Raw genomic sequence first — 25,175 nt, 5'->3', positions numbered from 1 at the left:
AATTGTTACACTGGGTTTAGGAGGAAGTGGGTAAAACCGCTTCCTCGCAGGTTTAACTCCGACAGGAGCCATTCCGTGAAAGACTTATTAAAGTTTCTGAAAGCACAGACTAAAACAGAAGAGTTTGATGCGATCAAGATTGCTCTGGCCTCTCCAGATATGATCCGTTCATGGTCATTTGGTGAAGTGAAAAAGCCAGAAACTATTAACTACCGTACGTTCAAACCTGAGCGTGATGGTCTTTTCTGTGCACGTATTTTCGGGCCAGTTAAAGATTATGAATGTTTGTGTGGTAAATATAAACGATTAAAACACCGAGGTGTGATTTGTGAGAAATGTGGTGTTGAGGTTACTCAGACTAAAGTGCGTCGTGAACGTATGGGTCATATTGAGTTGGCTTCACCGACAGCACATATCTGGTTTTTAAAATCATTACCGTCACGTATTGGTTTGTTACTTGATATGCCTTTGCGTGATATTGAGCGGGTACTCTACTTCGAATCTTATGTTGTGGTCGAAGGGGGTATGACAAGCTTAGAGCGTGGACAAATCTTGACTGAAGAGCAATATCTTGATGCTTTGGAAGAGTTTGGTGATGAATTTGACGCTAAAATGGGTGCAGAAGCTATCCAATCTTTGCTAAAAAATCTCGATTTGGAGCAAGAGTGTGAAGTGCTACGTGAAGAGTTAAATACAACTAACTCTGAAACTAAGCGGAAGAAATTGACTAAGCGTATCAAACTGCTAGAAGCGTTTATTCAGTCTGGTAATAAGCCTGAGTGGATGATCCTGAATGTACTACCGGTATTACCGCCGGATTTGCGTCCGCTTGTTCCGCTAGATGGTGGTCGCTTTGCAACTTCTGATTTAAATGATTTATATCGTCGCGTTATTAACCGTAACAATCGTTTAAAGCGTCTATTGGATTTGGCTGCGCCTGATATCATTGTACGTAATGAAAAACGAATGCTACAAGAAGCGGTTGATGCACTGCTGGATAATGGACGTCGTGGACGTGCGATTACTGGTTCGAATAAACGTCCGCTGAAATCTTTGGCCGATATGATCAAAGGTAAGCAAGGCCGTTTCCGTCAGAACTTACTGGGTAAGCGTGTTGATTACTCAGGTCGTTCTGTTATCACGGTTGGTCCTTATCTTCGTCTGCACCAATGTGGTTTGCCGAAGAGAATGGCATTAGAATTATTTAAGCCATTTATTTATGGTAAATTGGAATTACGTGGATTAGCGACAACGATCAAAGCAGCCAAGAAGATGGTTGAGCGTGAAGAAGCTGTCGTCTGGGATATTCTCGATGAAGTGATTCGTGAACATCCGGTGATGCTAAACCGTGCTCCAACGCTGCATCGTCTTGGTATTCAGGCGTTTGAGCCTATTTTGATTGAAGGTAAAGCAATCCAATTACACCCACTTGTGTGTGCTGCTTATAACGCTGACTTTGACGGTGACCAGATGGCTGTTCACGTCCCGTTAACTTTAGAAGCGCAGTTAGAAGCGCGTGCCTTAATGATGTCGACAAATAATATTTTGTCGCCAGCCAGTGGTGAACCTATCATAGTACCTTCTCAAGACGTGGTACTTGGTTTGTACTATATGACACGTGATTGTGTAAATGCTGAAGGTGAAGGCATGGTATTGTCTGGCCCGAAAGAAGCTGAGCGGGTTTACCGTGCAGGCTTAGCATCATTACATGCTCGCGTTAAAGTCCGTATTACAGAAGAAGTCCGTGATGGTGAAGGTAATGTTGAGGTTGCAACTCAGTTAGTTGATACCACAATTGGTCGCGCTATCTTATGGATGATTGTACCTAAAGGCCTGCCGTACTCATTGGTTAATCAGCCGTTGGGTAAAAAAGCAATTTCTAAAATGCTTAATACTTGTTACCGTGTTTTAGGTTTAAAACCAACCGTTATCTTTGCCGACCAGATCATGTACACCGGTTTTGCTTATGCAGCTCGTTCTGGTGCTTCTGTTGGTATTGATGATATGGTAATACCGGAGAAGAAAGCCAGTATTATTGCTGAAGCTGAAGCTGAGGTTGCTGAAATTCAAGAACAGTTCCAATCAGGTCTGGTTACTGCGGGCGAACGTTATAACAAAGTTATTGACATTTGGGCTGCGGCTAATGAGCGTGTCGCAAAAGCGATGATGGAGAATTTATCCACAGAAACCGTTGTTAACCGTGATGGTCAAGACGAACAACAAGTTTCGTTTAACAGCATCTTTATGATGGCTGACTCTGGAGCACGTGGTTCTGCCGCACAGATCCGTCAGTTAGCGGGTATGCGTGGTTTGATGGCGAAGCCGGATGGTTCAATTATCGAGACACCGATCACCGCTAACTTCCGTGAAGGTTTGAACGTATTACAATACTTCATTTCAACTCATGGTGCACGTAAAGGTCTAGCCGATACCGCCTTGAAGACAGCAAACTCAGGTTATTTAACCCGTCGTTTAGTTGATGTTGCACAAGATCTGGTTGTCACTGAGGATGATTGTGGTACCCACGACGGTATTTTAATGACACCAGTTATTGAAGGTGGTGACGTTAAAGAACCTTTACGCGAACGTGTCTTGGGTCGAGTCACCGCGGAAGATATATTAGTACCTGGTACAGCGGACATTTTAATACCACGTAACGCCTTATTAAGTGAAAAATGGTGTGATGAACTGGAAGCTAACTCTGTTGATAGCGTAAAAGTACGCTCTGTTGTAAGTTGTGAAACTGACTTCGGTGTTTGTGCGAAATGTTATGGACGTGATTTAGCGCGGGGTCATATCATTAATAAAGGTGAAGCTGTTGGTGTTATTGCTGCTCAATCAATCGGTGAGCCTGGCACACAGTTGACAATGCGTACATTCCATATTGGTGGTGCGGCATCACGTGCTGCTGCGGAATCGAGTATTCAGGTACGTAACAAAGGTAATATCAAACTAGTTAATGCTAAGTTTGTAACAAATTCCGAAAGTCACTTGGTTATCACTTCTCGTAATACAGAATTGCGAGTGGTAGATGAATTTGGTCGAACCAAAGAAAGCTATAAAGTTCCTTACGGTGCACACCTGAATAAAGGTGATGGTGATGGCGTTAATGGTGGTGAAACCGTTGCTAACTGGGATCCACATACTATGCCGGTTATCAGTGAAGTTGCGGGTATTATTCGTTTCTCTGATATGGCAGATGGACAATCTATTATACGTCAGACAGATGAACTAACGGGTTTATCATCAATTGTTGTGCTCGATACAGCTGAGCGTACTGCGGGTAGTAAAGATTTGCGTCCTGCATTGCGTGTTGCTGATGCGAAAGGCAATGATGTATTAATTCCGGGTACTGATATGCCAGCGCAATATTTCTTGCCTGGTAAAGCGATTGTTCAATTGGATGATGGTGCAACAATTAATATTGGTGATACCTTAGCTCGTATTCCACAAGAATCGGGCGGTACTAAGGATATTACTGGTGGTTTACCACGGGTTGCTGATCTATTCGAAGCACGTCGACCAAAAGAGCCGGCTATTTTGGCTGAAATTAGCGGTATTATTTCTTTTGGTAAGGAAACTAAAGGTAAGCGTCGCCTAGTTATCACACCGATAGATGGTGATGATGCATACGAAGAAATGATACCTAAATGGCGTCAGCTTAATGTCTTTGAAGGTGAGCGAGTTGAGCGTGGTGATGTGATTTCTGATGGCCCGGAATCACCGCATGATATTTTACGTTTGCGTGGAGAGCATGCTGTTGCTCGTTATATCACCAATGAAGTCCAGGAAGTTTATCGTCTACAAGGCGTTAAAATTAACGATAAGCATATTGAAGTTATCGTTCGTCAGATGTTACGTAAAGTCACAATTGTTGATGCTGGTAGCTCTGAATTCTTGGAAGGTGAACAAGTAGAGTATGCACGCGTTAAAGTAGCGAATCGTAAATTAGAGCAAGATGGAAAAGTGCCTGCTACCTTCAGTCGTGATCTGCTAGGTATTACCAAAGCGTCTCTGGCGACAGAGTCCTTTATCTCAGCAGCGTCATTCCAGGAAACAACACGTGTGCTTACCGAAGCTGCGGTGGCTGGAAAACGTGATGAACTTCGTGGTTTGAAGGAGAACGTCATTGTTGGCCGTCTAATTCCTGCCGGTACAGGCTATGCATATCATCAAGATCGGATGCGTCGTCGTCATATGGTTAATGAACCTGTTGAATCATCACAAGTTAGCGCTGATGAGGCAACGGCTAATTTGGCAGAATTGCTAAATGCGGGTTTTGGTAACCGAGACCATGAGTAATGCAGCTTGATCTGTAAAAAATGCCCTCATAACGAGGGCATTTTTATAGCTATATTATGGAGAAAATTAAATAATGACACGCTGTCGTTTTATTACTTTATATATATTGAGTATTTTTATTTCTTTTTTTCTCAGTTTTCCACTTTATGCGGAAAACAGCATGGTTCCATTGTTAGAAAAACGTCTTGATGTTGATCTCAACAAACCAATGAAAGTTAGCCAGGATAGTGTGATTTATGCGGTAGTGGGAGGAAAAATACGGCCAGCTGGTTGGTTATTGAAAAATTCGGTTTTACTTATGCAACCGGCGAAAAATAATTTTTACCGTTTTCATTTTGGTAATAGTGTTGGCTATATTACTCAGCAACAAGCTTTTGAGGCAAAAAAAAATCAGTTTCCGGCTGATACTTTAAAACAATTAGATCAGCCAGTTTATGACTATTTAGTGACCACTGAAAAAACGCCTATCTATGAAAATGCAGATGAGAAAAGCACGGTTATTGTTTTTCTGTCCGCCAATTTGCGTTATCCAGTACTAAGTCGAATAGCGAAGAAAATTGAGTTTGACTCATCATCCATGAGCTCTTGGTTTATTATTGATCTTGGTGGTAGACTGGCTTTTATTGATGGTCAAGATGTTTCATTAGATAAAGGGATCCCAATTCTCACCTATCATCATTTACTTCCTGATAATGAAAATAAATTATTTCGCCATATTTCAACAACTACTTCGGTAACAGCTTTTAAAGCTCAAATGGATTACTTAAAACAAGCGGGTTATCAGACAATTACCTTGGATGAAGTTGATGGTTATTTAAAGAAAAAAATTAATTTACCAGGTAAGGTAGTCAGTATAACTTTTGATGATGGCTTAAAATCGGTTTATCGCTATGCTTATCCAATCTTGAAAGCGCATGCGCAGCTGGCAACGCTTTTTGTTATCTCCTCGCGGATTAAATTTCATGATCAAAAATGGGATCCGAATGGTTTACAATTTATGAGTAGACATGAGTTGAAAAACAGTCGCGATGTCTTTGATATTCAATCTCATTCCCATTTTCTGCATAGATTAGATAATAAAAATCAACCGATTATTTTTAGCCGATCTTATCGTACAGTAAAACTTGATTTTGCCCATTCTCGTCGTGTATTAGCGCCATTTAATCCCTTTCAACGTTACTTGGCATATCCTTTTGGTGCCTATAATGGACAGGTCATGGATGCGGCAAAAGCTGCTGGAATGATGTTGGCACTGACGACTATTCAAGGTAAAGTGAAACTGGGTGATAATCCGTATGCATTGAAACGATTATATGCCTTGCGGAATGATCCAATGGAAAGATTTGCCCAAATGGTGGGCAATGGCGAGCAACAAATTATTAATAAAGACATTATTGTTGATCAATAAAGACTTATTATGTAGGTACTACTATAGGTAAGATCATAGCTAGGCAAATTTTTATTCTATTTAGTTGCTAGAAAAAAAGGAATTAAAAATTAACCATGTGATTGAGTAGACCCGCTATCACCACCGATTAAGGTGGTGTTTTATTAACGGCCTAAATGGTGATCCCAATCTTTCCAGACGGGTTGGAGTCCAGCATTAATAATAACCTTAGCCATGGTTTCAGCGCTGCGATTATCATAGACAGTAAATTGCTCCAGTGCTTGATGATTATCAGCATAACCACCGGGTTGAGTTTTTGAACCAGCGCTAAGGGTATTGATAACCAGTGGAATAATATTATCACGGAAAAAAGGAGATTCACGGGTTGATAATGAAAGCTCAACTTCGGGTGCCAATAAACGGAAAGCGCAAATTAATTGAATTAATTCTGCTTCGTGGATGGTTGATGCTGGCTGAATACCCCCTATACAAGCGCGTATTCGGGGGAAAGAAATAGAGTAACGGCTTTTCCAATATTTTTTTTGCAGATAAGATAGATGATTTGCGACGAGATAATAGTCAACTCGCCAATTATCGGATAATCCGATTAGTGCACCTAAGCCGATTTTATCAATACCGGCCTGGCCAAGGCGATCCGGTGTTTCTAGACGCCAAAAAAAATCTTGTTTTTTCCCCCGTAAATGGTGCTGCTGATAAGTTGGTTGATGATAAGTTTCCTGGTAAACCAGTACACCATCTAAGCCAATTTCTTTCAGTTCACTATATTCTGTAATTGTTAATGGCTGAACCTCCATCAATAGCGTACTGAAATATTTTTTAATTAATGGAATATATTGGCGAAAATAATTCATCCCCACTTTGCTTGGATGTTCACCGGTTACCAGCAAGAGATTATTATATCCAATGGAACGTAGCGCTTCGCATTCTGCAATAATTTCTGTTTCGTGAAGTGTTTTTCGTTTGATTGGGTTGTGCATGGAAAAACCACAATAAGTACAATTATTAGCACATAGGTTAGACAGGTAGAGCGGTACATAAAGACCAACAGTATTGCCAAAGCGCTGGCGGGTTAATTTTTGCGCTTTTTGAGCAATAACTTCCAGATAGGGATAAGCAGCGGGTGAAATGAGAGCCATAAAATCATTCAGGGACGGTCTGTCTGAGCAAATCGCTTTTTCAACCTCTTGAGCCGATTTGCTATTAATTTGTATCGCTAGTTGCTGCCAATCAAGTTGCTGATAAATTTCAGTAAAAGCCGTCATTATTGAAATGCCTCGAGGAATTGAGTTAAAGGGCTAGTGGATGCCGCTTGATGCTGCTGCGCCGCGAGTCCAGCCGCTTGTACTATCTCACCTGCTTCAGTGGCAATGCGAAAAGCGTGAGCCATTGCAACAGGATCATTAGCAACGGCAATGGCGGTATTTACCAGTACAGCATCGGCTCCCATCTCCAAAGCGGCTAATGCATGACTGGGTGCTCCGAGCCCTGCATCGACAACAACTGGGATCGAGGCTTGTTCAATAATAATTTGTAGAAAATCGTAGGTAATTAATCCTTTATTGGTACCGATAGGTGCGCCAAGCGGCATCACAGCAGCGCAACCTACCTCCTCTAAACGCCGACACAAGACAGGATCGGCACTACAATAAGGTAAAACAATAAAACCTTCTTTTACCAATAGTTCAGCCGCTTTTAACGTCTCAATCGGATCGGGTAATAAGTATTTTGTATCGGGGTGGATCTCAAGTTTTATCCAGTTTGTGGCTAAGGCTTCACGCGCTAGACGAGCGGCAAATAGAGCTTCTTGGGCATTTTTAGCACCAGAAGTATTAGGTAATAATTTGACGCCGATTTTTTGTAATGGCGCTAAAATATCATCATTTTTATTTATTAAATCAAGCCTCTTCATCGCCATGGTGACTAACTGACTGCCAGAAGCTTGTATAGCTTGGGTCATCAATGATGAATTAGCGAATTTTCCGCTACCAATAAATAAACGTGATTGAAAAACAGTATCAGCAATTTTTAACATAAATTAGCCTCCGGCAATGGCCTGGAATAGCAGGATCTTATCTTGGTGGTTAATATAGTGATGGTTCCAATCTTCACGGGGAATAATGATCTGATTAATTGCTATTGCAATACCTGATGCGTTAAGTTTCAGATGATCAAATAATTGGCTGATTGTGATCGCACTATTAAGTTCGATCAGTCGATCATTTAGCATAATGTGCATATTTATCTCCTGGTTCCACAAATTAAACAGCTTTTTGCTTTGCTAAGTTGCAAGGTATGCCAATTGTGTTGTTTACCATCGAATAATTTCAGTTTTCCATTGAGAGAAGAAGGTAAATTGATTAATAATTTAATCGCCTCTAAGGCTTGCAGAGTACCGATAACGCCAACAATCGGTCCGACAACTCCTGCTGTGCGGCAGTTTTGATAGGGTTCATTGGTATCAGGATAAAGGCAAGCATAGCAGCCTTGGTTATAGGGAGGTTCAAGCACTAACAGTTGACCATTGAACCCTACTGCACTACCACTAATGAGGTTTTTTTTTTCTGCCACACAAGCTGCATTAATTGCCTGGCGGGTTGACATATTATCAGTACAATCCAATACCAGATCCGTATTACGGACAAGTGGACGGAGAGAATGATAATGTTGTTTGGTGTTAAATGTTTTCACCTTGATTTGTGGATTGAGCTGATTAAGCTGTTTTGCTGCTAATGTGACTTTAAGCTGAGAAACATCCTGCGTATGGTAAAGAATTTGTCGTTGCAGGTTGGAAATATGTAGCTTATCGTTATCGGCCAACCAGAGTTCGCCGACACCGGCCGCCGCTAAATAAAGTGCCGCCGGTGAACCCAGTCCCCCCAATCCCACAATAAGCACTTTGCTCATTGTTAATTTTTGTTGTCCTTTATTACCGATTTCTTCAAGTAATAGCTGACGGCTATAGCGCATAAAAATAGCATCATCAAGCATCGATCATTTCCTTACCTTCGATGAGATAGAGTAACTGAGCAACAACTTTGCGCCAGTTAGTCGATTCGGTGATCGCACTAACCATAGCAATACCCCCGACGCCAGTTGCAAGCACTGCGGGAACACACGCTAAAGAGATACCGCCTATTGCAATAGTGGCATAATCTGGTGTGTCATTAACCTGCTGTTTTAGGGTTACTAAACCTTGCGGTGAAGAGGACATTAATTTTGTAGTAGTAGGAAAAATATGTCCTAATGCAATATAAGAGGGTTTTAACTGCTTTGCTCTGATGAGTTCTTGTTGATTATGGGTCGAAATTCCTAGGCGCAATCCCGCTTTTTGTAGGCGATTCAGATCAGCGAAATTAATATCCTCTTGCCCTAAATGGACGCCATAGGCGCCATATTTTATGGCTAATTGCCAATAGTCATTAATAAATAGGCGAGCTTGATATTGCTGGCCTAGCATAATTGCCTGATTAATATCTTGTTCGAGGTTACTGGCTAATCGATCTTTGATCCTTAATTGAATAGTGGTAACACCGACGCTAAGCAAGCGCCTTATCCACTCGACGGAATCAACCACTGGATACAAGCCAAGTTTATGCTCAGTAGTTGCAAATGCGTGATCAGGCCATTTTGTCATCGGAAATCGTCTCCATATCGTGGTATAGCTCACTACCGTGGGCGCGAAATGTTACCGACATCTGTGCCATTTGAGCTGCATGCTCACGGACTTCTTGTGAAATTTTCATGGAGCAAAATTTAGGCCCACACATTGAGCAAAAATGGGCGACTTTACCAGCGGCTTGCGGTAGTGTTTCATCATGGTAGGCACGTGCGGTTGTAGGATCGAGAGCTAGATTAAATTGGTCTTCCCAACGAAACTCAAATCTGGCTTTGGATAAGGCGTTATCACGAATTTGAGCCCCAGGGTGGCCTTTAGCCAGATCAGCGGCATGGGCAGCAATTTTATAGGTAATAAGTCCTTGTTTTACATCTTCTTTATTAGGTAAACCCAAGTGCTCTTTTGGGGTAACATAACAGAGCATGGCACAGCCAAACCAACCAATTAAAGCCGCACCGATACCAGAGGTAAAGTGATCATAACCTGGTGCGATGTCGGTGGTTAAAGGCCCTAAGGTATAGAATGGTGCTTCATGGCAATGAGTTAATTCTTCCGTCATATTGCGGCGGATCATTTGCATTGGGATATGACCAGGGCCTTCTATCATAACTTGAACATCATATTGCCAGGCTATCTTGGTTAATTCGCCTAATGTATATAGTTCAGCAAATTGCGCTTCATCATTAGCGTCTTGTAAGGAGCCAGGTCGTAATCCATCGCCAAGGGACAAAGAGACATCATAAGCAGCACAGATTGCACAGATTTCTTCGAAATGGGTATACAAAAAATTTTCTTGATGATGTGACAAGCACCATTTGGCCATAATAGAGCCACCGCGAGAAACAATACCCGTCAATCGATTAGCAGTCATTGGTATATAGCGTAGTAAGACACCGGCGTGGATGGTAAAGTAGTCTACGCCTTGTTCGGCTTGTTCAAGTAAGGTGTCGCGAAATATTTCCCAGCTCAAATTTTCTGCAACGCCATTGACTTTTTCTAGTGCTTGATAAATTGGCACTGTACCAATAGGAACTGGGCTATTACGTAAGATCCATTCTCTCGTTTCATGGATATAGCGGCCTGTCGATAAATCCATCACGGTGTCAGCTCCCCAGTGAGTCGCCCAGATTAGTTTTTCAATTTCTTCTTCAATCGATGAAGTTACTGAGGAATTACCGATATTAGCATTGACTTTCACCAAAAAATTTCGACCAATGATCATCGGCTCGGATTCAGGATGGTTAATATTGGCTGGAATAATGGCACGTCCAGCGGCAACTTCTTGTCGAACAAATTCAGGGGTAATATTGTTTGGCAGGTTAGCATTAAAGCTTTGGCCTGGGTGCTGTTGAGTTAATATTTTACTATTGATACGCTCGCGTCCCATATTTTCGCGGATCGCAATAAATTCCATTTCAGGTGTGATTATCCCTTGACGGGCATAGTGCAACTGCGTGACTGTTTTTCCGGTTTTGGCTTTTAATGGTTGTGGTCGGTGATTGAAGCGAAGATGATTCAATCCTGCATCAGCCAGTCGTTGTTGGGTAAAATAAGAGCTTGGTTTTTTAACTAACTCAGTATCATTGCGATCGAGGATCCAGTATTGGCGGCATTTTTTTAAACCCTCCTTAATATCTACAGTTACATCAGCATCGCCATAGGCGCCAGAAGTATCATAGACAGGTATTGCCTCATTCTCTACAAACAAGGGTTTATCTTTTGTACCGCCAACCAAGGTCGGTGAAAGCTGAATTTCACGCATAGGAACTTGGGTATTATAGTGATAACCTGTTAAATAGATCCGTTTTGAATTGGGAAAGTTGATATTTTGTAGCTTATCAAGAAAACGTTGTGCCGCTTCACGTTGTGCTTTTCGTGGCGAAGTGGTATTGGTTTTAACGGTAATATCGCTGGTTGCAATAATATTTTTCGACATAGCAAATTCCTAAAATCATTACAAATGGTTCACGTAAGAGAGAAATTGCTTGTCTGGAGCTCGGTGAGAGTAATAGTATAATAATTGCGCTGTTTACTTTTGATAAGTCAAAATCGCGGGTTGATTACTCTTGTTCCCTTCGCAGGTATTAGCCTGATCAGGTTCCGCGGATCCCGAATTAACGGTCTCAGCCTGTAGGTATTATTAAACCGACTAGGCACTCCGACAAGATGATGTCAGTATATAAGATAGATAATGAAAACTGCAATGGATAACTTCTTCATCAAACAATTGTTAATCAAAGTAGACACTTGATATTGATGAATAAGGCATATTTTCAAAATTCACTAATCAATAAAATATAGAAGAATTGAGCTATATGATTAGAAAAAAGTTAACAGGAACAGAAACAGGCTGGTGGGTGGTTAGTTCTGGTGGTCGAATTTGGTTGCCAAATGGTGATTTACCGAAAGGTTCCGCCCAATTTTGGTCGCTAACAGGAAAAGAGGCACTCCCTATTGGTGAATGGCAAGCGGAAACGATTTGGTTAATTATAGCAAAATCACCAACGGATATGTGTTCGCCGCGATGGATTGCCAGTCAAGATGAGGGGCTATTTAAACTAGTTGGACGCGGTATTCAACTGGCAGAGTTTTATCGTTCGCACCATTATTGCGGTTATTGCGGCAACAAAATGACAGCCAGCTTAACCGAATGGGCATGTTTGTGTAGTCATTGTCATGAGCGCTATTATCCGCAAATTGCGCCCTGTATTATTGTTGCTATTCGGCGTGCTGATCATATCTTATTGGCTCAACATCGGCGTCATAAAAAAAAGCCAATATTTACTGTATTAGCAGGATTTGTTGAACTAGGTGAGACTATTGAAGAAGCGGTGAAAAGAGAAGTAAAAGAAGAGAGTAATATTATCATTAGTAACATTCGCTATATTGCTTCACAGCCATGGCCTTTTCCTCATTCATTAATGATCGGTTTTCTGGCTGATTATGCCAGTGGTGAAATCCAGGCTAATCCTGATGAGTTAATTAGTGCGGATTGGTATCATCATGATAAATTACCGCTTATACCGCCTCCTGATACCATAGCTCGCCGTTTAATTGAAGATACACTGGCTTTATGTCGGCAAGAAAATGATAACTTATACAAATAATATTAATCACGCCATATCTAAGTTGTTGCTAATTTAAGCAACAAGAAAAAGGCAAATACACGATGATAATTGGCAATTTCTAATTGCCATTTAATGGAGCTAATGATGTCTGCATTAACAAACGATCGCTACTTACGTGCGCTATTACGGCAGCCAGTTGATAAAACCCCAGTATGGATGATGCGCCAGGCCGGTCGTTATTTACCGGAGTATCGAAAAATTCGTCAGCAAGCCGGTGATTTTCTTTCATTGTGCAAAAATACCGAGTTAGCCTGTGAAGTGACATTACAACCACTACATCGTTTTCCATTAGATGCGGCGATCCTGTTTTCAGATATTCTTACTATTCCTGATGCGATGGGCTTAGGCCTTTATTTTTCAGCTGGAGAAGGGCCTATGTTTCAGCGTCCAATTGATTGTTTGGCTGATATAGAGAAACTGCCAATTCCTGATCCTGAGCAAGAATTGGTTTACGTAATGAATGCTGTACGCGCTATCCGCAAGGCGTTACAAGGAAAAGTGCCATTAATCGGTTTTTCTGGTAGCCCATGGACATTGGCAACTTATATGGTCGAAGGGCGAAGTAGTAAGGCTTTTACCCATATTAAGAAGATGATGTATACGGAGCCAAAAGCGTTACATTTATTATTGGATAAGTTGGCCCAAAGTGTCATTCTTTATCTAAATGCTCAGATTCGGGCTGGTGCTCAATCGGTGATGATTTTTGATACTTGGGGTGGTGTATTAACCGGGCCTGATTACCATCAATTTTCTTTACATTACATGCATCAGATCATTGATGGTCTACAGCGAGAACATGAAGGGCGTAAAGTCCCGGTGACCTTATTTACTAAAGGCGGTGGCCAATGGTTAGAGGCAATGGCTGCGACCGGTTGTGACGCGTTAGGGATCGACTGGATGACAGATATTGAAGAGGCTCGTTCTCGTGTAGGAAATAAGGTTGCCTTACAGGGAAACATGGATCCTTCTATATTATATGCATCAAAAGAACGTATCGAGTTTGAGGTTAAAACAATTTTAAAGCAATTCGGTCCAGGCAGTGGCCATGTTTTTAATTTAGGTCATGGCATTCACCAGGATATTCCACCTGAGCATGTTAAAAATTTTATTAATTCAGTACACAAGTTATCAGAGCAATATCATCAATAAGTAAGGTTTATCCAAACAAAGAAAATGCCGATAAATAATAATTGTTATATTTTTTATTTATTATTAAATCTAAATTAAATATTTACAATTATTTAAATATATTTTTTTAAATTTTGTGTTATAAAACAAATAATAAAATATATTTATATAAAAATTTTTTAAGTAAAAATAAATATGATTGATACCAAATTATTACGTCAGGAACAGACCACAAAAGCTAAACAAATTATTCTTACGGATAATTTTGCTACCCCTAATCTTATTGCTGGTGCTGATGTTGGATTTGAAGAAAAAGGTACTATAACCCGAGCCGCAATGGTTGTTATGCACTGGCCTTCACTTGCTATTGTTGAATATCATATTGCCCGTATACCGACTGAATTTCCTTATATTCCAGGTTTACTCTCTTTTCGAGAGTATCCTGCACTACTGGCGGTTTGGGAAAAACTGCAACATAAACCCGATCTTATTATGGTTGATGGCCAAGGAATTGCCCATTCTCGTCGTTTTGGAGTAGCTAGTCATTTGGGTCTTTTATTAGATATTCCAACGATTGGTATAGCAAAAAGTCGTCTATGTGGTCACCATGAAGCTTTAGATGAAATAGTGGAAAGCTGCCAACCATTGAATGATAATAATGAGCAAATTGGTTGGGTGTTTCGTAGTAAAAAAAGATGTAAACCACTTTATATCTCACCTGGCCATAAAATCAGTTTAGATGCTTCACTATTATGGGTTAAGCATTGTATTAAAGGTTATCGTTTACCTGAACCTACTCGTTGGGCTGATGGAATCGCTTCTAATAGAGCGTTTTTTAATCGAATGAAACAGAATTTGGCATAATTAAAGTTAAAATATGTGGAACCTGTTGATTTTCAGGTAAACTTCGGCGTAAAAGGTAAGTGAGTAGAAATTTGATGTTAAGAAACCCAATTCATTTGCGGTTGGCAAAATTAGATAGTTGGCGGCATATTACTTTCATGGCCTGTTTATGTGAGCGTATGTATCCTAATTATCAATTGTTTTGTAAACAAACGAGCTTTTTAAATCCAATACGTTATCGTATTATTTTAGATTTAATCTGGGAATCACTGATTATTAAAGATAGTAAAATTGATTTTGATAATCAGTTGGAAAAGTTAGAGGAAGTTATTCCCGTCGCAAATGATTTTGATATATACGGAGTTCATCCTGCTATTGATGCATGTATTGCGTTAAGTGAAATAATTCATTCTTACTTAAGTGGGGAAACATTAGAAAGTGCTATTGAAGTAAGTAAAATTTCGATTCGAACTATCGCAATGTTTGAGATGACTCAGACAGGTAAAGAGATGTCTGATGAAGAACTGAAAGAATTGCTTACCATTGAAGAAGAATGGGATATTCAATGGGAGATTTACCGTTTACTTGCCGCTTGTGAAGAGCGGGATGTAGCGCTGATTAAAGGATTAAAATCCGACCTCCGTGAAGTAGGGATCAGCAATATTGGCATTAAGGTTACCTAATTTCCGTTCATAGTGTTTAAAAACGTGATTTGGTACCATAAATGCTGACTTTTAACGCTTCACATTCGCCTATACTATGCTCTACAGTGAAGGTGGAGAGGAGTACTTTCGGGACGTATATTAAGAATTAATAGGTTCTACATATCCAACGTACTCGATGCTATGCAAATGATAAACACACTGTGTAAGGATAACTTATGAATAAGACTGTAAATAAGAACATGAATAAGGGTCATGTAATTGAATGTGTCGCGCAAAAGGCAAACTTGACTAAGACTCAAGCTAAAAGTGCGTTAGAAGCAGTCATTGAATGTATTACAGATGCATTGAAAGAAGGTGAGCAAGTTCAATTCGTTGGTTTTGGTACTTTTAAGATTAATTATCGTGCAGCTCGTACTGGTCGTAATCCTAAAACAGGTGCAGAACTCAAAATTGAAGCCGCTAATGTACCAGTATTTGTTGCTGGAAAATCACTGAAAGAAGCAGTTAAGTAATTCAGTTGCGAAAGAGAATATTCAGAGGGGGTATTAAACCCCTTTTATTGATTGGGCACATCCTCATTTTACTTGGCGCTTGCACTAGTAAACCTAAAATGCCCGAATTTAGCGCAAGTGGATTTATTTCTGATGCCGGCGTCGTTAGGCTATGGCGCTTAAATGATCAAAAAAGCAACCCTCAAGTAATTGTCGCTGTATATAGTCCTTACCAAGACAAAAATACTACCATTACTTTCTTTGAATATCGTCAAAATAAACTTTGGCAAATTCGGTATCAATCTTTTGACTATAAAAATAAACAGCAACAACAGCTAAGATTTGATCAAAATGACCATATTATTTTTATGCAGCGCATAATAAATAATAACAAAATTCCTTTAACTAAGGATGATATTGTTCGCTGGCGATTTGAATCAGAGCGTTTAATTGAATTGAGCAACACACTTATTGCTGGTAATGTTCATCTTTACCAAGGTCATTGGCGTCAAGGACAGATTATAACTTGTAGTGGTGAAAAACGTGATACATCGTTTACCGCTCAAGCTGAAAATTGGTTGTTGCAAAGAGCCAAGACTAGTTCAGATGACTTGGCTATTGCCTGGTTAGAAGCACCAGAAGGCAACGAGTTATTGCTCGTTGCCAATGAGAATTTTTGTCTATGGGCGCCAACAAAAGAGAAACTTTAAATTTTTTATTTTAAACGAGCGAGTGCTCGATAACCGATATCATCCCGATAGAAACAACCCGTCCAGGATATTTTTTCTGCTTTCTGATAAGCTGCTTTTTGGGCATCAAGAATTGTTTTTCCAAGCGCGGTAACACACAGTACACGGCCACCGGCAGTAATGACTTGGTTTTGTTTTAATTCTGTTCCGGCGTGAAAAACTTTACACATTTCTGCTGGGTTATCATCGATCCCTTCAATAATATCACCTTTACGATAATTGGCCGGATAACCTTCAGCGGCCATGACAACACCTAAGGCACAGCGTTCATCCCAACATGATGTTTTACCCGCTAATTCTCCTTTAGCGCCGGCTAGACAAAGTTCTACCAGATCAGATTGTAAGCGCATCATAATGGGTTGTGTTTCTGGATCACCAAATCGACAATTAAATTCAATAACCTTTGGATTTCCTTGTTTATCTATCATTAATCCGGCATATAAAAATCCTTGATATCGCCGATCTTCGAGCGCCATACCTTTTACCGTAGGATAAATAATTTGATCCATTACACGCTGATGAATAATGTCTGTGACAACCGGAGCAGGAGAATATGCCCCCATTCCACCTGTATTTGGCCCGCTATCATTATTACCAACCCGCTTATGATCTTGGCTTGTTGCCATAGGAATGACATTTTCACCATCAACCATTACGATAAAACTGGCTTCTTCGCCGTCAAGAAACTCCTCAATAACGATACGGTGACCAGCTTGGCCAAATGCATTACCGGCAAGCATATCATGAACAGCATTTTTGGCTTCTTCTAAAGTCATAGCAACAACCACGCCTTTACCTGCGGCTAGCCCATCAGCTTTAATAACAATCGGGGCGCCCATTTTGTTTAGGTAGGCGAGTGCGGGTTCAACTTCGGTAAAATTCTGGTAAGTGGCGGTCGGAATATGATGACGAGTAAGAAAATCTTTCGTAAAAGCTTTAGAGCCTTCTAATTGTGCTGCTTTTTGACTGGGACCAAAGATCGTTAAACCAGCATGTTGAAAAGCATCAACAACGCCTAGAATTAAGGGGGTTTCTGGTCCAACGATCGTTAAACCAACATTATTATTTTTGGCAAAATCGACTAATCCAGTAATATCTGTTATTGAAATATTAATATTGGTTAGATTTTTTTCTAGTGCAGTTCCGGCATTACCGGGTGCAACATAAATCTTGTCAGTGAGAGGTGATTGTGCTGCTTTCCATGCTAAAGCATGCTCACGACCACCATTGCCGATAATTAAAATATTCATGTTATTGCTCCCTAAATTAATGGCGGAAATGGCGCATATCAGTAAAAATCATCGCGATATCATGTTCATTAGCTGCGGCTATGATCTCATCGTCACGAATTGAACCGCCTGGTTGGATAACACAGGTTATGCCTGCGGTAGCGGCAGCATCAATACTATCTCGGAATGGAAAGAAAGCATCAGATGCCATTGCACATCCGACAAGATCTAAATTTTCGTCCTGAGCTTTTAATGCCGCGATTTTTGCTGAATAAACTCGGCTCATTTGTCCCGCACCAATACCGACTGTCATATTATTTTTGGCATAAACAATGGCATTGGATTTTACAAATTTTGCCACATGCCAGCAAAATAGGGCATTATCTATTTCTTGTTCGCTTGGCTGACGTTTGGAAACGACACGCAGATCAGCTTTGGTCACTAAACCTAAATCGCGATCTTGCACCAATAAGCCACCATTTACCCGTTTGAAATCTAAACCTGCAATAGGTGAATGCCATTGGCCACAGGCCAGAACACGCACATTCTGCTTGCTTGCAAGTATTGCGAGGGCAGCTTCAGTAACCGCAGGTGCAATAATGACTTCAACAAATTGACGCTCAATAATTGTTTTAGCCGTATTTGCATCTAATTCACGATTAAATGCAATAATACCACCAAATGCAGAGGTTGGATCAGTTTTAAAAGCGTGATCGTAAGCCGCACAGATATCAGTACTGACCGCAACACCACAAGGATTAGCGTGTTTGACAATGACACAAGCCGGTTTGGAAAAACTTTTTACGCACTCCAAGGCTGCGTCAGTATCAGCAATATTATTATAAGAAAGCGATTTGCCTTGTAGCTGTCTTGCTGTAGCAACAGAGGCTTCTACTCTATTTTCCTCTATATAAAAAGCCGCAGCTTGATGACTATTTTCACCGTAACGCATATCCTGCTGTTTAATAAAATTCAGGTTCAATGTACGAGGAAATTTACCTGAAGGCTGGTTCATCTCACCATAATAAGAAGGTACTAACTTACCAAAATAATTAGCAATCATCCCATCATAAGCGGCAGTATGTTCAAAAGCCTTAACTGCCAAGTTAAAGCGGAACATGTTAGTTAGAGAGTTTTGCTGATTATCCATCTCTTCGATGATTTTGTGATAATTCTGACTATTAACCACGACCGCCACATCTTTATAATTTTTGGCAGCAGAACGGATCATGGCTGGCCCACCAATATCAATATTCTCAATGGCATTTTCTAGCGTACAATCTGGCTTGGCAACAGTTTCTGCAAAAGGGTAAAGATTAACAACAACCATATCAATTGGCGTAATTTGATGTTGTCTCATTATTTCGTCATCTTGCCCGCGCCGGCCGAGAATACCGCCATGTACTTTCGGATGAAGCGTTTTGACACGGCCGGCCATCATTTCTGGCCATCCGGTATAATCGGAAACTTCTATAACAGTTAACCCGGCCGCTAGCAATAATTTAGCTGTACCGCCGGTAGAGATAAGTTCAACCTTACGTTGAGATAAAGCTTTAGCAAATTCAACAATACCTTCTTTGTCAGAAACACTTAGTAGAGCACGCTGAATAGGGCGGAGTTGTGGCATGAAATAGATCCCTTGGAATAATAAAATGTTTTAAAACATTAATTAAATTTTATGGCTATTTGCTTTTACAAATGATATTCGAAAATAACTAGTTTCAATCAAATATTTTTTGTCGCAAACGCAATTGTAACGCAAACGTTTGCGTATTTCGCTATAATTTTTGTCATTTTATTTTTGTGGATAACTCTGTTAATAATTCGGTATAATATAATGCTTTGCTGTTTAATTAATCAATTAAACAAAATTATGCAAAATTAAGCTTGCTAGCTGCGTAAAACTGCCTATAATGCGCCCCCACTGAGTCAGTATAGAACGAATCAATTGAATTGAATTTTCTTGACGCAGGGTAAAGAAAAGTAGAAATAACTACTTGACTTTACAGGTGAAAAGCGTAATATACGCCACCTCGCGGCCTAGGTCGCACGCTCTTTAACAATTAATCAGACAATCTGTGTGGGCACTCGCAAGACATCATCAAAAAATATTTGATTTTAAAGTCTTGAAGAGTGACAAAACAGTTAATTCATATATGAACTAATATGCAGTAACGTTATTTTGGACGGCAGCGGCGAAGGTGGTCAAACATCGGCAAAGCGGGTTGAATAAAAGGGCGTTACGGTCAGTAAAACATTCTTTGAGCATCAAGCTTTTAATTGAAGAGTTTGATCATGGCTCAGATTGAACGCTGGCGGCAGGCCTAACACATGCAAGTCGAGCGGCAGCGGAAGGAAGCTTGCTTCCTTGCCGGCGAGCGGCGGACGGGTGAGTAAGGTATGGGGATCTGGCCGAAGGCGGGGGATAACCACTGGAAACGGTGGCTAATACCGCATAATCTCTAAGGAGCAAAGTGGGGGACCGTTCAGGCCTCACACCTTCGGATGAACCCATATGAGATTAGCTAGTAGGTGGGGTAATGGCTCACCTAGGCGACGATCTCTAGCTGGTCTGAGAGGATGATCAGCCACACTGGGACTGAGACACGGCCCAGACTCCTACGGGAGGCAGCAGTGGGGAATATTGCACAATGGGCGCAAGCCTGATGCAGCCATGCCGCGTGTATGAAGAAGGCCTTCGGGTTGTAAAGTACTTTCAGTCGTGAGGAAGGTATTAAGGTTAATAACCTTAGCAATTGACGTTAGCGACAGAAGAAGCACCGGCTAACTCCGTGCCAGCAGCCGCGGTAATACGGAGGGTGCGAGCGTTAATCGGAATTACTGGGCGTAAAGGGCACGCAGGCGGTTAATTAAGTTGGATGTGAAATCCCCGGGCTTAACCTGGGAATGGCATTCAAGACTGGTTAACTAGAGTCTTGTAGAGGGGGGTAGAATTCCATGTGTAGCGGTGAAATGCGTAGAGATGTGGAGGAATACCGGTGGCGAAGGCGGCCCCCTGGACAAAGACTGACGCTCATGTGCGAAAGCGTGGGGAGCAAACAGGATTAGATACCCTGGTAGTCCACGCTGTAAACGATGTCGATTTGGAGGTTGTGGTCATGAACTGTGGCCTCCGGAGCTAACGCGTTAAATCGACCGCCTGGGGAGTACGGCCGCAAGGTTAAAACTCAAATGAATTGACGGGGGCCCGCACAAGCGGTGGAGCATGTGGTTTAATTCGATGCAACGCGAAGAACCTTACCTACTCTTGACATCCAGCGAATCCTTTAGAGATAGAGGAGTGCCTTCGGGAACGCTGAGACAGGTGCTGCATGGCTGTCGTCAGCTCGTGTTGTGAAATGTTGGGTTAAGTCCCGCAACGAGCGCAACCCTTATCCTTTGTTGCCAGCGATTCGGTCGGGAACTCAAAGGAGACTGCCGGTGATAAACCGGAGGAAGGTGGGGATGACGTCAAGTCATCATGGCCCTTACGAGTAGGGCTACACACGTGCTACAATGGCGTATACAGAGAGAGGCGAGCCAGCGATGGGAAGCGGAACTCAGAAAGTACGTCGAAGTCCGGATTGGAGTCTGCAACTCGACTCCATGAAGTCGGAATCGCTAGTAATCGCGGATCAGCATGTCGCGGTGAATACGTTCCCGGGCCTTGTACACACCGCCCGTCACACCATGGGAGTGGGTTGCAAAAGAAGTAGGTAGCTTAACCTTTTGGATGGCGCTTACCACTTTGTGATTCATGACTGGGGTGAAGTCGTAACAAGGTAACCGTAGGGGAACCTGCGGTTGGATCACCTCCTTACCTAGATAGATGGAATGTGAGTGTTCACACAGATTGTCTGATGAAATAGCGCGTCAAGCCAATCTAAGATTGACTAAAGAGCTTGAAGTCCCCTTCGTCTAGAGGCCTAGGACATCGCCCTTTCACGGCGGTAACAGGGGTTCGAATCCCCTAGGGGACGCCACTTTAGTGATTTAGAAAGGTGGTGCATCACGCTTTTAGTGTTGTGCACTGTTTGTGCTTTACGCAATAATGATTAAACCAATTTAGTGAGTTGGTTTACCAATTATGCTCTTTAACAATCTGGAACAAGCTGAAAATTGAAACACACATTATTGAAAAAATAGTGTGGAGAACTCTCAAAACTCCAATTTGAAGTGTTATTCAAATAGGCAGACGAGTAGCATGAGCGAGCAGGGTGAAATTTGCGGCGTAGGCGCGCAGTCAGCGCAGCGTACATAAGTACGTGAGCATGACGAGCACCGCACAACAAAAAATTTCGCACGGCGCAGCCATGACGCTTCTCTATTATTTGATAAGAGACACCTTCGGGTTGTGAGGTTAAGCGAATGAAGCGTACACGGTGGATGCCTAGGCAGTCAGAGGCGATGAAGGACGTGCTAATCTGCGAAAAGCGTCGGTAAGCTGATATGAAGCGTACTAGCCGGCGATGTCCGAATGGGGAAACCCAGTGCATTAATGCACTATCGTTTGATGAATTCATAGTCAAACGAGGCGAACCGGGGGAACTGAAACATCTCAGTACCCCGAGGAAAAGAAATCAACCGAGATTCCCCCAGTAGCGGCGAGCGAACGGGGAGCAGCCCAGAGTCAACATCAATATTTACCGCAGGAGAAGGGTCTGGAAAGGCCAGCAATAAAGGGTGATAGCCCCGTATCTGAAACGGTAAGTGTTGTGAACTCGAAGAGTAGGGCGGGACACGTGTTATCCTGTCTGAATATGGGGGGACCATCCTCCAAGGCTAAATACTCCTGACTGACCGATAGTGAACCAGTACCGTGAGGGAAAGGCGAAAAGAACCCCGGCGAGGGGAGTGAAATAGAACCTGAAACCGTGTACGTACAAGCAGTGGGAGCACCCGAAAGGGTGTGACTGCGTACCTTTTGTATAATGGGTCAGCGACTTATATTCTGTAGCAAGGTTAACCGCATAGGGGAGCCGTAGGGAAACCGAGTCTTAACTGGGCGTTAAGTTGCAGGGTATAGACCCGAAACCCGGTGATCTAGCCATGGGCAGGTTGAAGGTTGGGTAACACTAACTGAAGGACCGAACCGACTAATGTTGAAAAATTAGCGGATGACTTGTGGCTGGGGGTGAAAGGCCAATCAAACCGGGAGATAGCTGGTTCTCCCCGAAAGCTATTTAGGTAGCGCCTCGTGAATTCATCTTCGGGGGTAGAGCACTGTTTCGGCTAGGGGGTCATCCCGACTTACCAACCCGATGCAAACTACGAATACCGAAGAATGTTATCACGGGAGACACACGGCGGGTGCTAACGTCCGTCGTGAAGAGGGAAACAACCCAGACCGCCAGCTAAGGTCCCAAAGTCATGGTTAAGTGGGAAACGAAGTGGGAAGGCTTAGACAGCCAGGATGTTGGCTTAGAAGCAGCCATCATTTAAAGAAAGCGTAATAGCTCACTGGTCGAGTCGGCCTGCGCGGAAGATGTAACGGGGCTAAACCATGCACCGAAGCTGCGGCAGCGACATTTAGATGTTGTTGGGTAGGGGAGCGTTCTGTAAGCCGTAGAAGGTGGACTGAGAGGTCTGCTGGAGGTATCAGAAGTGCGAATGCTGACATAAGTAACGATAAAGCGGGTGAAAAACCCGCTCGCCGAAAGACCAAGGTTTCCTGTCCAACGTTAATCGGGGCAGGGTAAGTCGACCCCTAAGGCGAGGCTGAAAAGCGTAGTCGATGGGAAACGGGTTAATATTCCCGTACTAAGGGTTACTGCGAAGGGGGGACGGAGAAGGCTAGGCTATCCGGGCGACGGTTGTCCCGGTTTAAGCGAGTAGGTGGGTAGTGCAGGCAAATCCGCACTGCTACAACACTGAGACGTGATGACGAGCCACCAAGGTGGTGAAGTAGTTGATGCCCAGCTTCCAGGAAAAGCCTCTAAGCGATAGGTAATCATTAATCGTACCCCAAACCGACACAGGTGGTTAGGTAGAGAATACTCAGGCGCTTGAGAGAACTCGGGTGAAGGAACTAGGCAAAATGGTGCCGTAACTTCGGGAGAAGGCACGCTGGCATTAGGTGAAGGGTCTAGCATCCGGAGCTGAAGCCAGTCGAAGATACCAGCTGGCTGCAACTGTTTATTAAAAACACAGCACTGTGCAAACACGAAAGTGGACGTATACGGTGTGACGCCTGCCCGGTGCTGGAAGGTTAATTGATGGGGTAAGCCGTAAGGCGAAGCTCTTGATCGAAGCCCCAGTAAACGGCGGCCGTAACTATAACGGTCCTAAGGTAGCGAAATTCCTTGTCGGGTAAGTTCCGACCTGCACGAATGGCGTAATGATGGCCAGGCTGTCTCCACCCGAGACTCAGTGAAATTGAACTCGCTGTGAAGATGCAGTGTACCCGCGGCAAGACGGAAAGACCCCGTGAACCTTTACTATAGCTTGACACTGAACATTGAGCCTTGATGTGTAGGATAGGTGGGAGGCTTTGAAGTGTGGACGCCAGTCTGCATGGAGCCAACGTTGAAATACCACCCTTTAATGTTTGATGTTCTAACTTGGGCCCGTAATCCGGGCTGAGGACAGTGTCTGGTGGGTAGTTTGACTGGGGCGGTCTCCTCCCAAAGTGTAACGGAGGAGCACGAAGGTTGGCTAATCACGGTCGGACATCGTGAGGTTAGTGCAAAGGCATAAGCCAGCTTGACTGCGAGCGTGACGGCGCGAGCAGGTACGAAAGTAGGTCTTAGTGATCCGGTGGTTCTGAATGGAAGGGCCATCGCTCAACGGATAAAAGGTACTCCGGGGATAACAGGCTGATACCGCCCAAGAGTTCATATCGACGGCGGTGTTTGGCACCTCGATGTCGGCTCATCACATCCTGGGGCTGAAGTAGGTCCCAAGGGTATGGCTGTTCGCCATTTAAAGTGGTACGCGAGCTGGGTTTAGAACGTCGTGAGACAGTTCGGTCCCTATCTGTCGTGGGCGAAGGAAGATTGAGGGGGGCTGCTCCTAGTACGAGAGGACCGGAGTGGACGCACCACTGGTGTACAGGTTGTCATGCCAATGGCATCGCCTGGTAGCTAAGTGCGGAAGAGATAACCGCTGAAAGCATCTAAGCGGGAAACTTGCCTCAAGATGAGTCTTCCCTGACAGTAATGTCCTATAAGGGGTGTTCGAGACGAGGACGTAGATAGGCTGGGTGTGTAAGCGTAGCGATACGTTGAGCTAACCAGTACTAATGACCCGAGAGGCTTAACCTGACAACACCGAAGGTGTTTTTGGAGAGAGAATTTTAGCTTGTTTTGAGATTGAATCTGGTCGAATTTTGTTGAAGGCCGAGGTGTGTTTGCTACTGAGGTAGGTGAGCAGCCTGTAAGGCAGCGAAATGAGACGGGATAAATAGAAAAGAATTTGTCTGGCGGTAATAGCGCGGTGGTCCCACCTGACCCCATGCCGAACTCAGAAGTGAAATGCCGTAGCGCCGATGGTAGTGTGGGGTCTCCCCATGTGAGAGTAGGGAGCTGCCAGACTTTGATTATGTTAAGAAAGCCACCTTTGGGTGGCTTTTTGACGTTTTAATTATTGATAACACATTGATTCAAAAAAGCTTATTA

At 42.7% G+C, this 25,175-nt stretch carries 16 protein-coding genes, 1 tRNA gene, 3 rRNA genes and 1 riboswitch; of the genes, 12 read left to right on the top strand and 8 right to left on the bottom strand.

Annotated features, from left to right (window positions below; genetic code table 11):
• Positions 1-75 precede the first annotated feature (75 nt).
• Together rpoC and WH390_RS12765 are read left to right on the top strand one after the other, a co-directional pair.
• The gene (gene rpoC / locus WH390_RS12770; protein WP_032116423.1) at positions 76-4,302 is read left to right on the top strand and encodes a DNA-directed RNA polymerase subunit beta'; all 4,227 of its coding nucleotides are present in this window, start codon (positions 76-78) and stop codon (positions 4,300-4,302) included.
• 73 nt (positions 4,303-4,375) lie between these two features.
• Positions 4,376-5,710 carry a polysaccharide deacetylase family protein gene (locus tag WH390_RS12765; RefSeq protein ID WP_072012876.1) on the top strand — a complete coding sequence of 445 codons (1,335 nt, stop codon included), beginning with the start codon at positions 4,376-4,378 and terminating at the stop codon, positions 5,708-5,710.
• A gap of 143 nt (positions 5,711-5,853) precedes the next feature.
• Here WH390_RS12765 and thiH read toward each other — a convergent pair whose 3' ends face one another.
• Genes thiH through thiC form a run of 6 tightly spaced genes read right to left on the bottom strand, consistent with a single transcriptional unit; the run spans position 5,854 to position 11,262 of the window.
• Complete coding sequence (gene thiH, locus WH390_RS12760; protein ID WP_238565706.1) at positions 5,854-6,975, bottom strand: 2-iminoacetate synthase ThiH; 1,122 nt, start codon at positions 6,973-6,975, stop codon at positions 5,854-5,856.
• Positions 6,972-7,742 (bottom strand): thiazole synthase, encoded by a 771-nt coding sequence (locus WH390_RS12755; protein ID WP_032116425.1) that lies wholly within the window; start codon positions 7,740-7,742, stop codon positions 6,972-6,974. The genes thiH and WH390_RS12755 overlap by 4 nt, the downstream gene beginning before the upstream one ends.
• Before the next feature lie 3 nt (positions 7,743-7,745).
• Positions 7,746-7,946 (bottom strand): sulfur carrier protein ThiS, encoded by a 201-nt coding sequence (gene thiS / locus WH390_RS12750; protein WP_032116426.1) that lies wholly within the window; start codon positions 7,944-7,946, stop codon positions 7,746-7,748.
• Positions 7,947-7,948: 2 nt separating this feature from the next.
• A complete protein-coding gene (locus tag WH390_RS12745) occupies positions 7,949-8,698 on the bottom strand; it encodes a HesA/MoeB/ThiF family protein (RefSeq protein ID WP_032116427.1) in 750 nt (249 codons plus the stop codon).
• Positions 8,691-9,344 (bottom strand): thiamine phosphate synthase, encoded by a 654-nt coding sequence (gene thiE, locus WH390_RS12740; protein WP_032116428.1) that lies wholly within the window; start codon positions 9,342-9,344, stop codon positions 8,691-8,693. Before thiE ends, WH390_RS12745 begins: the two co-directional genes overlap by 8 nt.
• Positions 9,328-11,262, bottom strand: coding sequence for a phosphomethylpyrimidine synthase ThiC (gene thiC / locus WH390_RS12735; protein ID WP_032116429.1), 1,935 nt, complete (start codon positions 11,260-11,262; stop codon positions 9,328-9,330). The genes thiE and thiC overlap by 17 nt, the downstream gene beginning before the upstream one ends.
• A 117-nt stretch (positions 11,263-11,379) precedes the next feature.
• Positions 11,380-11,497: riboswitch (TPP riboswitch) on the bottom strand.
• Between the two features lie 144 nt (positions 11,498-11,641).
• Between thiC and nudC the strand changes: the two genes are divergently transcribed.
• From nudC to WH390_RS12705, 6 genes are all read left to right on the top strand, one after another.
• Entirely contained in the window at positions 11,642-12,433 is a 792-nt protein-coding gene (gene nudC, locus WH390_RS12730; protein ID WP_032116430.1) for an NAD(+) diphosphatase, read from the top strand.
• Between the two features lie 105 nt (positions 12,434-12,538).
• Entirely contained in the window at positions 12,539-13,603 is a 1,065-nt protein-coding gene (hemE, locus tag WH390_RS12725; protein WP_032116431.1) for a uroporphyrinogen decarboxylase, read from the top strand.
• Positions 13,604-13,777: 174 nt separating this feature from the next.
• On the top strand, positions 13,778-14,446 hold the full coding sequence (nfi, locus tag WH390_RS12720; RefSeq protein ID WP_406850597.1) for a deoxyribonuclease V: 669 nt from the start codon (positions 13,778-13,780) through the stop codon (positions 14,444-14,446).
• A gap of 74 nt (positions 14,447-14,520) precedes the next feature.
• Positions 14,521-15,108 (top strand): DUF416 family protein, encoded by a 588-nt coding sequence (locus WH390_RS12715; RefSeq protein ID WP_339053767.1) that lies wholly within the window; start codon positions 14,521-14,523, stop codon positions 15,106-15,108.
• A 221-nt stretch (positions 15,109-15,329) separates the two neighbouring features.
• Positions 15,330-15,602 (top strand): HU family DNA-binding protein, encoded by a 273-nt coding sequence (locus WH390_RS12710; protein ID WP_119711947.1) that lies wholly within the window; start codon positions 15,330-15,332, stop codon positions 15,600-15,602.
• Positions 15,603-15,700: 98 nt separating this feature from the next.
• Complete coding sequence (locus WH390_RS12705) at positions 15,701-16,291, top strand: DUF1481 domain-containing protein (protein ID WP_406850596.1); 591 nt, start codon at positions 15,701-15,703, stop codon at positions 16,289-16,291.
• A gap of 5 nt (positions 16,292-16,296) precedes the next feature.
• On the opposite strand, the gene purD is transcribed toward WH390_RS12705, so the two are convergent.
• Both purD and purH read right to left on the bottom strand, forming a co-directional pair.
• Positions 16,297-17,580, bottom strand: a complete 1,284-nt coding sequence (gene purD, locus WH390_RS12700; protein WP_406850595.1) for a phosphoribosylamine--glycine ligase — start codon at positions 17,578-17,580, stop codon at positions 16,297-16,299.
• A gap of 16 nt (positions 17,581-17,596) precedes the next feature.
• Positions 17,597-19,186 carry a bifunctional phosphoribosylaminoimidazolecarboxamide formyltransferase/IMP cyclohydrolase gene (gene purH / locus WH390_RS12695; RefSeq protein WP_406850594.1) on the bottom strand — a complete coding sequence of 530 codons (1,590 nt, stop codon included), beginning with the start codon at positions 19,184-19,186 and terminating at the stop codon, positions 17,597-17,599.
• A gap of 650 nt (positions 19,187-19,836) precedes the next feature.
• On the opposite strand from purH, the gene WH390_RS12690 reads away from it, so the two are divergent.
• From WH390_RS12690 to rrf, 4 genes are all read left to right on the top strand, one after another.
• Positions 19,837-21,379 (top strand): 16S ribosomal RNA (locus WH390_RS12690).
• An 87-nt stretch (positions 21,380-21,466) separates the two neighbouring features.
• Positions 21,467-21,542: transfer RNA gene (locus WH390_RS12685), tRNA-Glu, on the top strand.
• Between the two features lie 375 nt (positions 21,543-21,917).
• Positions 21,918-24,821, top strand: a 23S ribosomal RNA gene (locus WH390_RS12680).
• Between the two features lie 154 nt (positions 24,822-24,975).
• Positions 24,976-25,091 (top strand): 5S ribosomal RNA (rrf, locus tag WH390_RS12675).
• Together the 16S, 23S and 5S rRNA genes with 1 tRNA gene alongside form the textbook arrangement of a ribosomal RNA operon.
• Positions 25,092-25,175: the final 84 nt, after the last annotated feature.

It is taken from the genome of Candidatus Arsenophonus nilaparvatae, assembly GCF_045346035.1.
Taxonomy (GTDB): Bacteria; Pseudomonadota; Gammaproteobacteria; order Enterobacterales; family Enterobacteriaceae; genus Arsenophonus; species Arsenophonus nilaparvatae.
The sequence above is the reverse complement of the archived record's forward strand: the minus strand, read 5'-3'. Positions and strand labels throughout refer to the sequence as shown.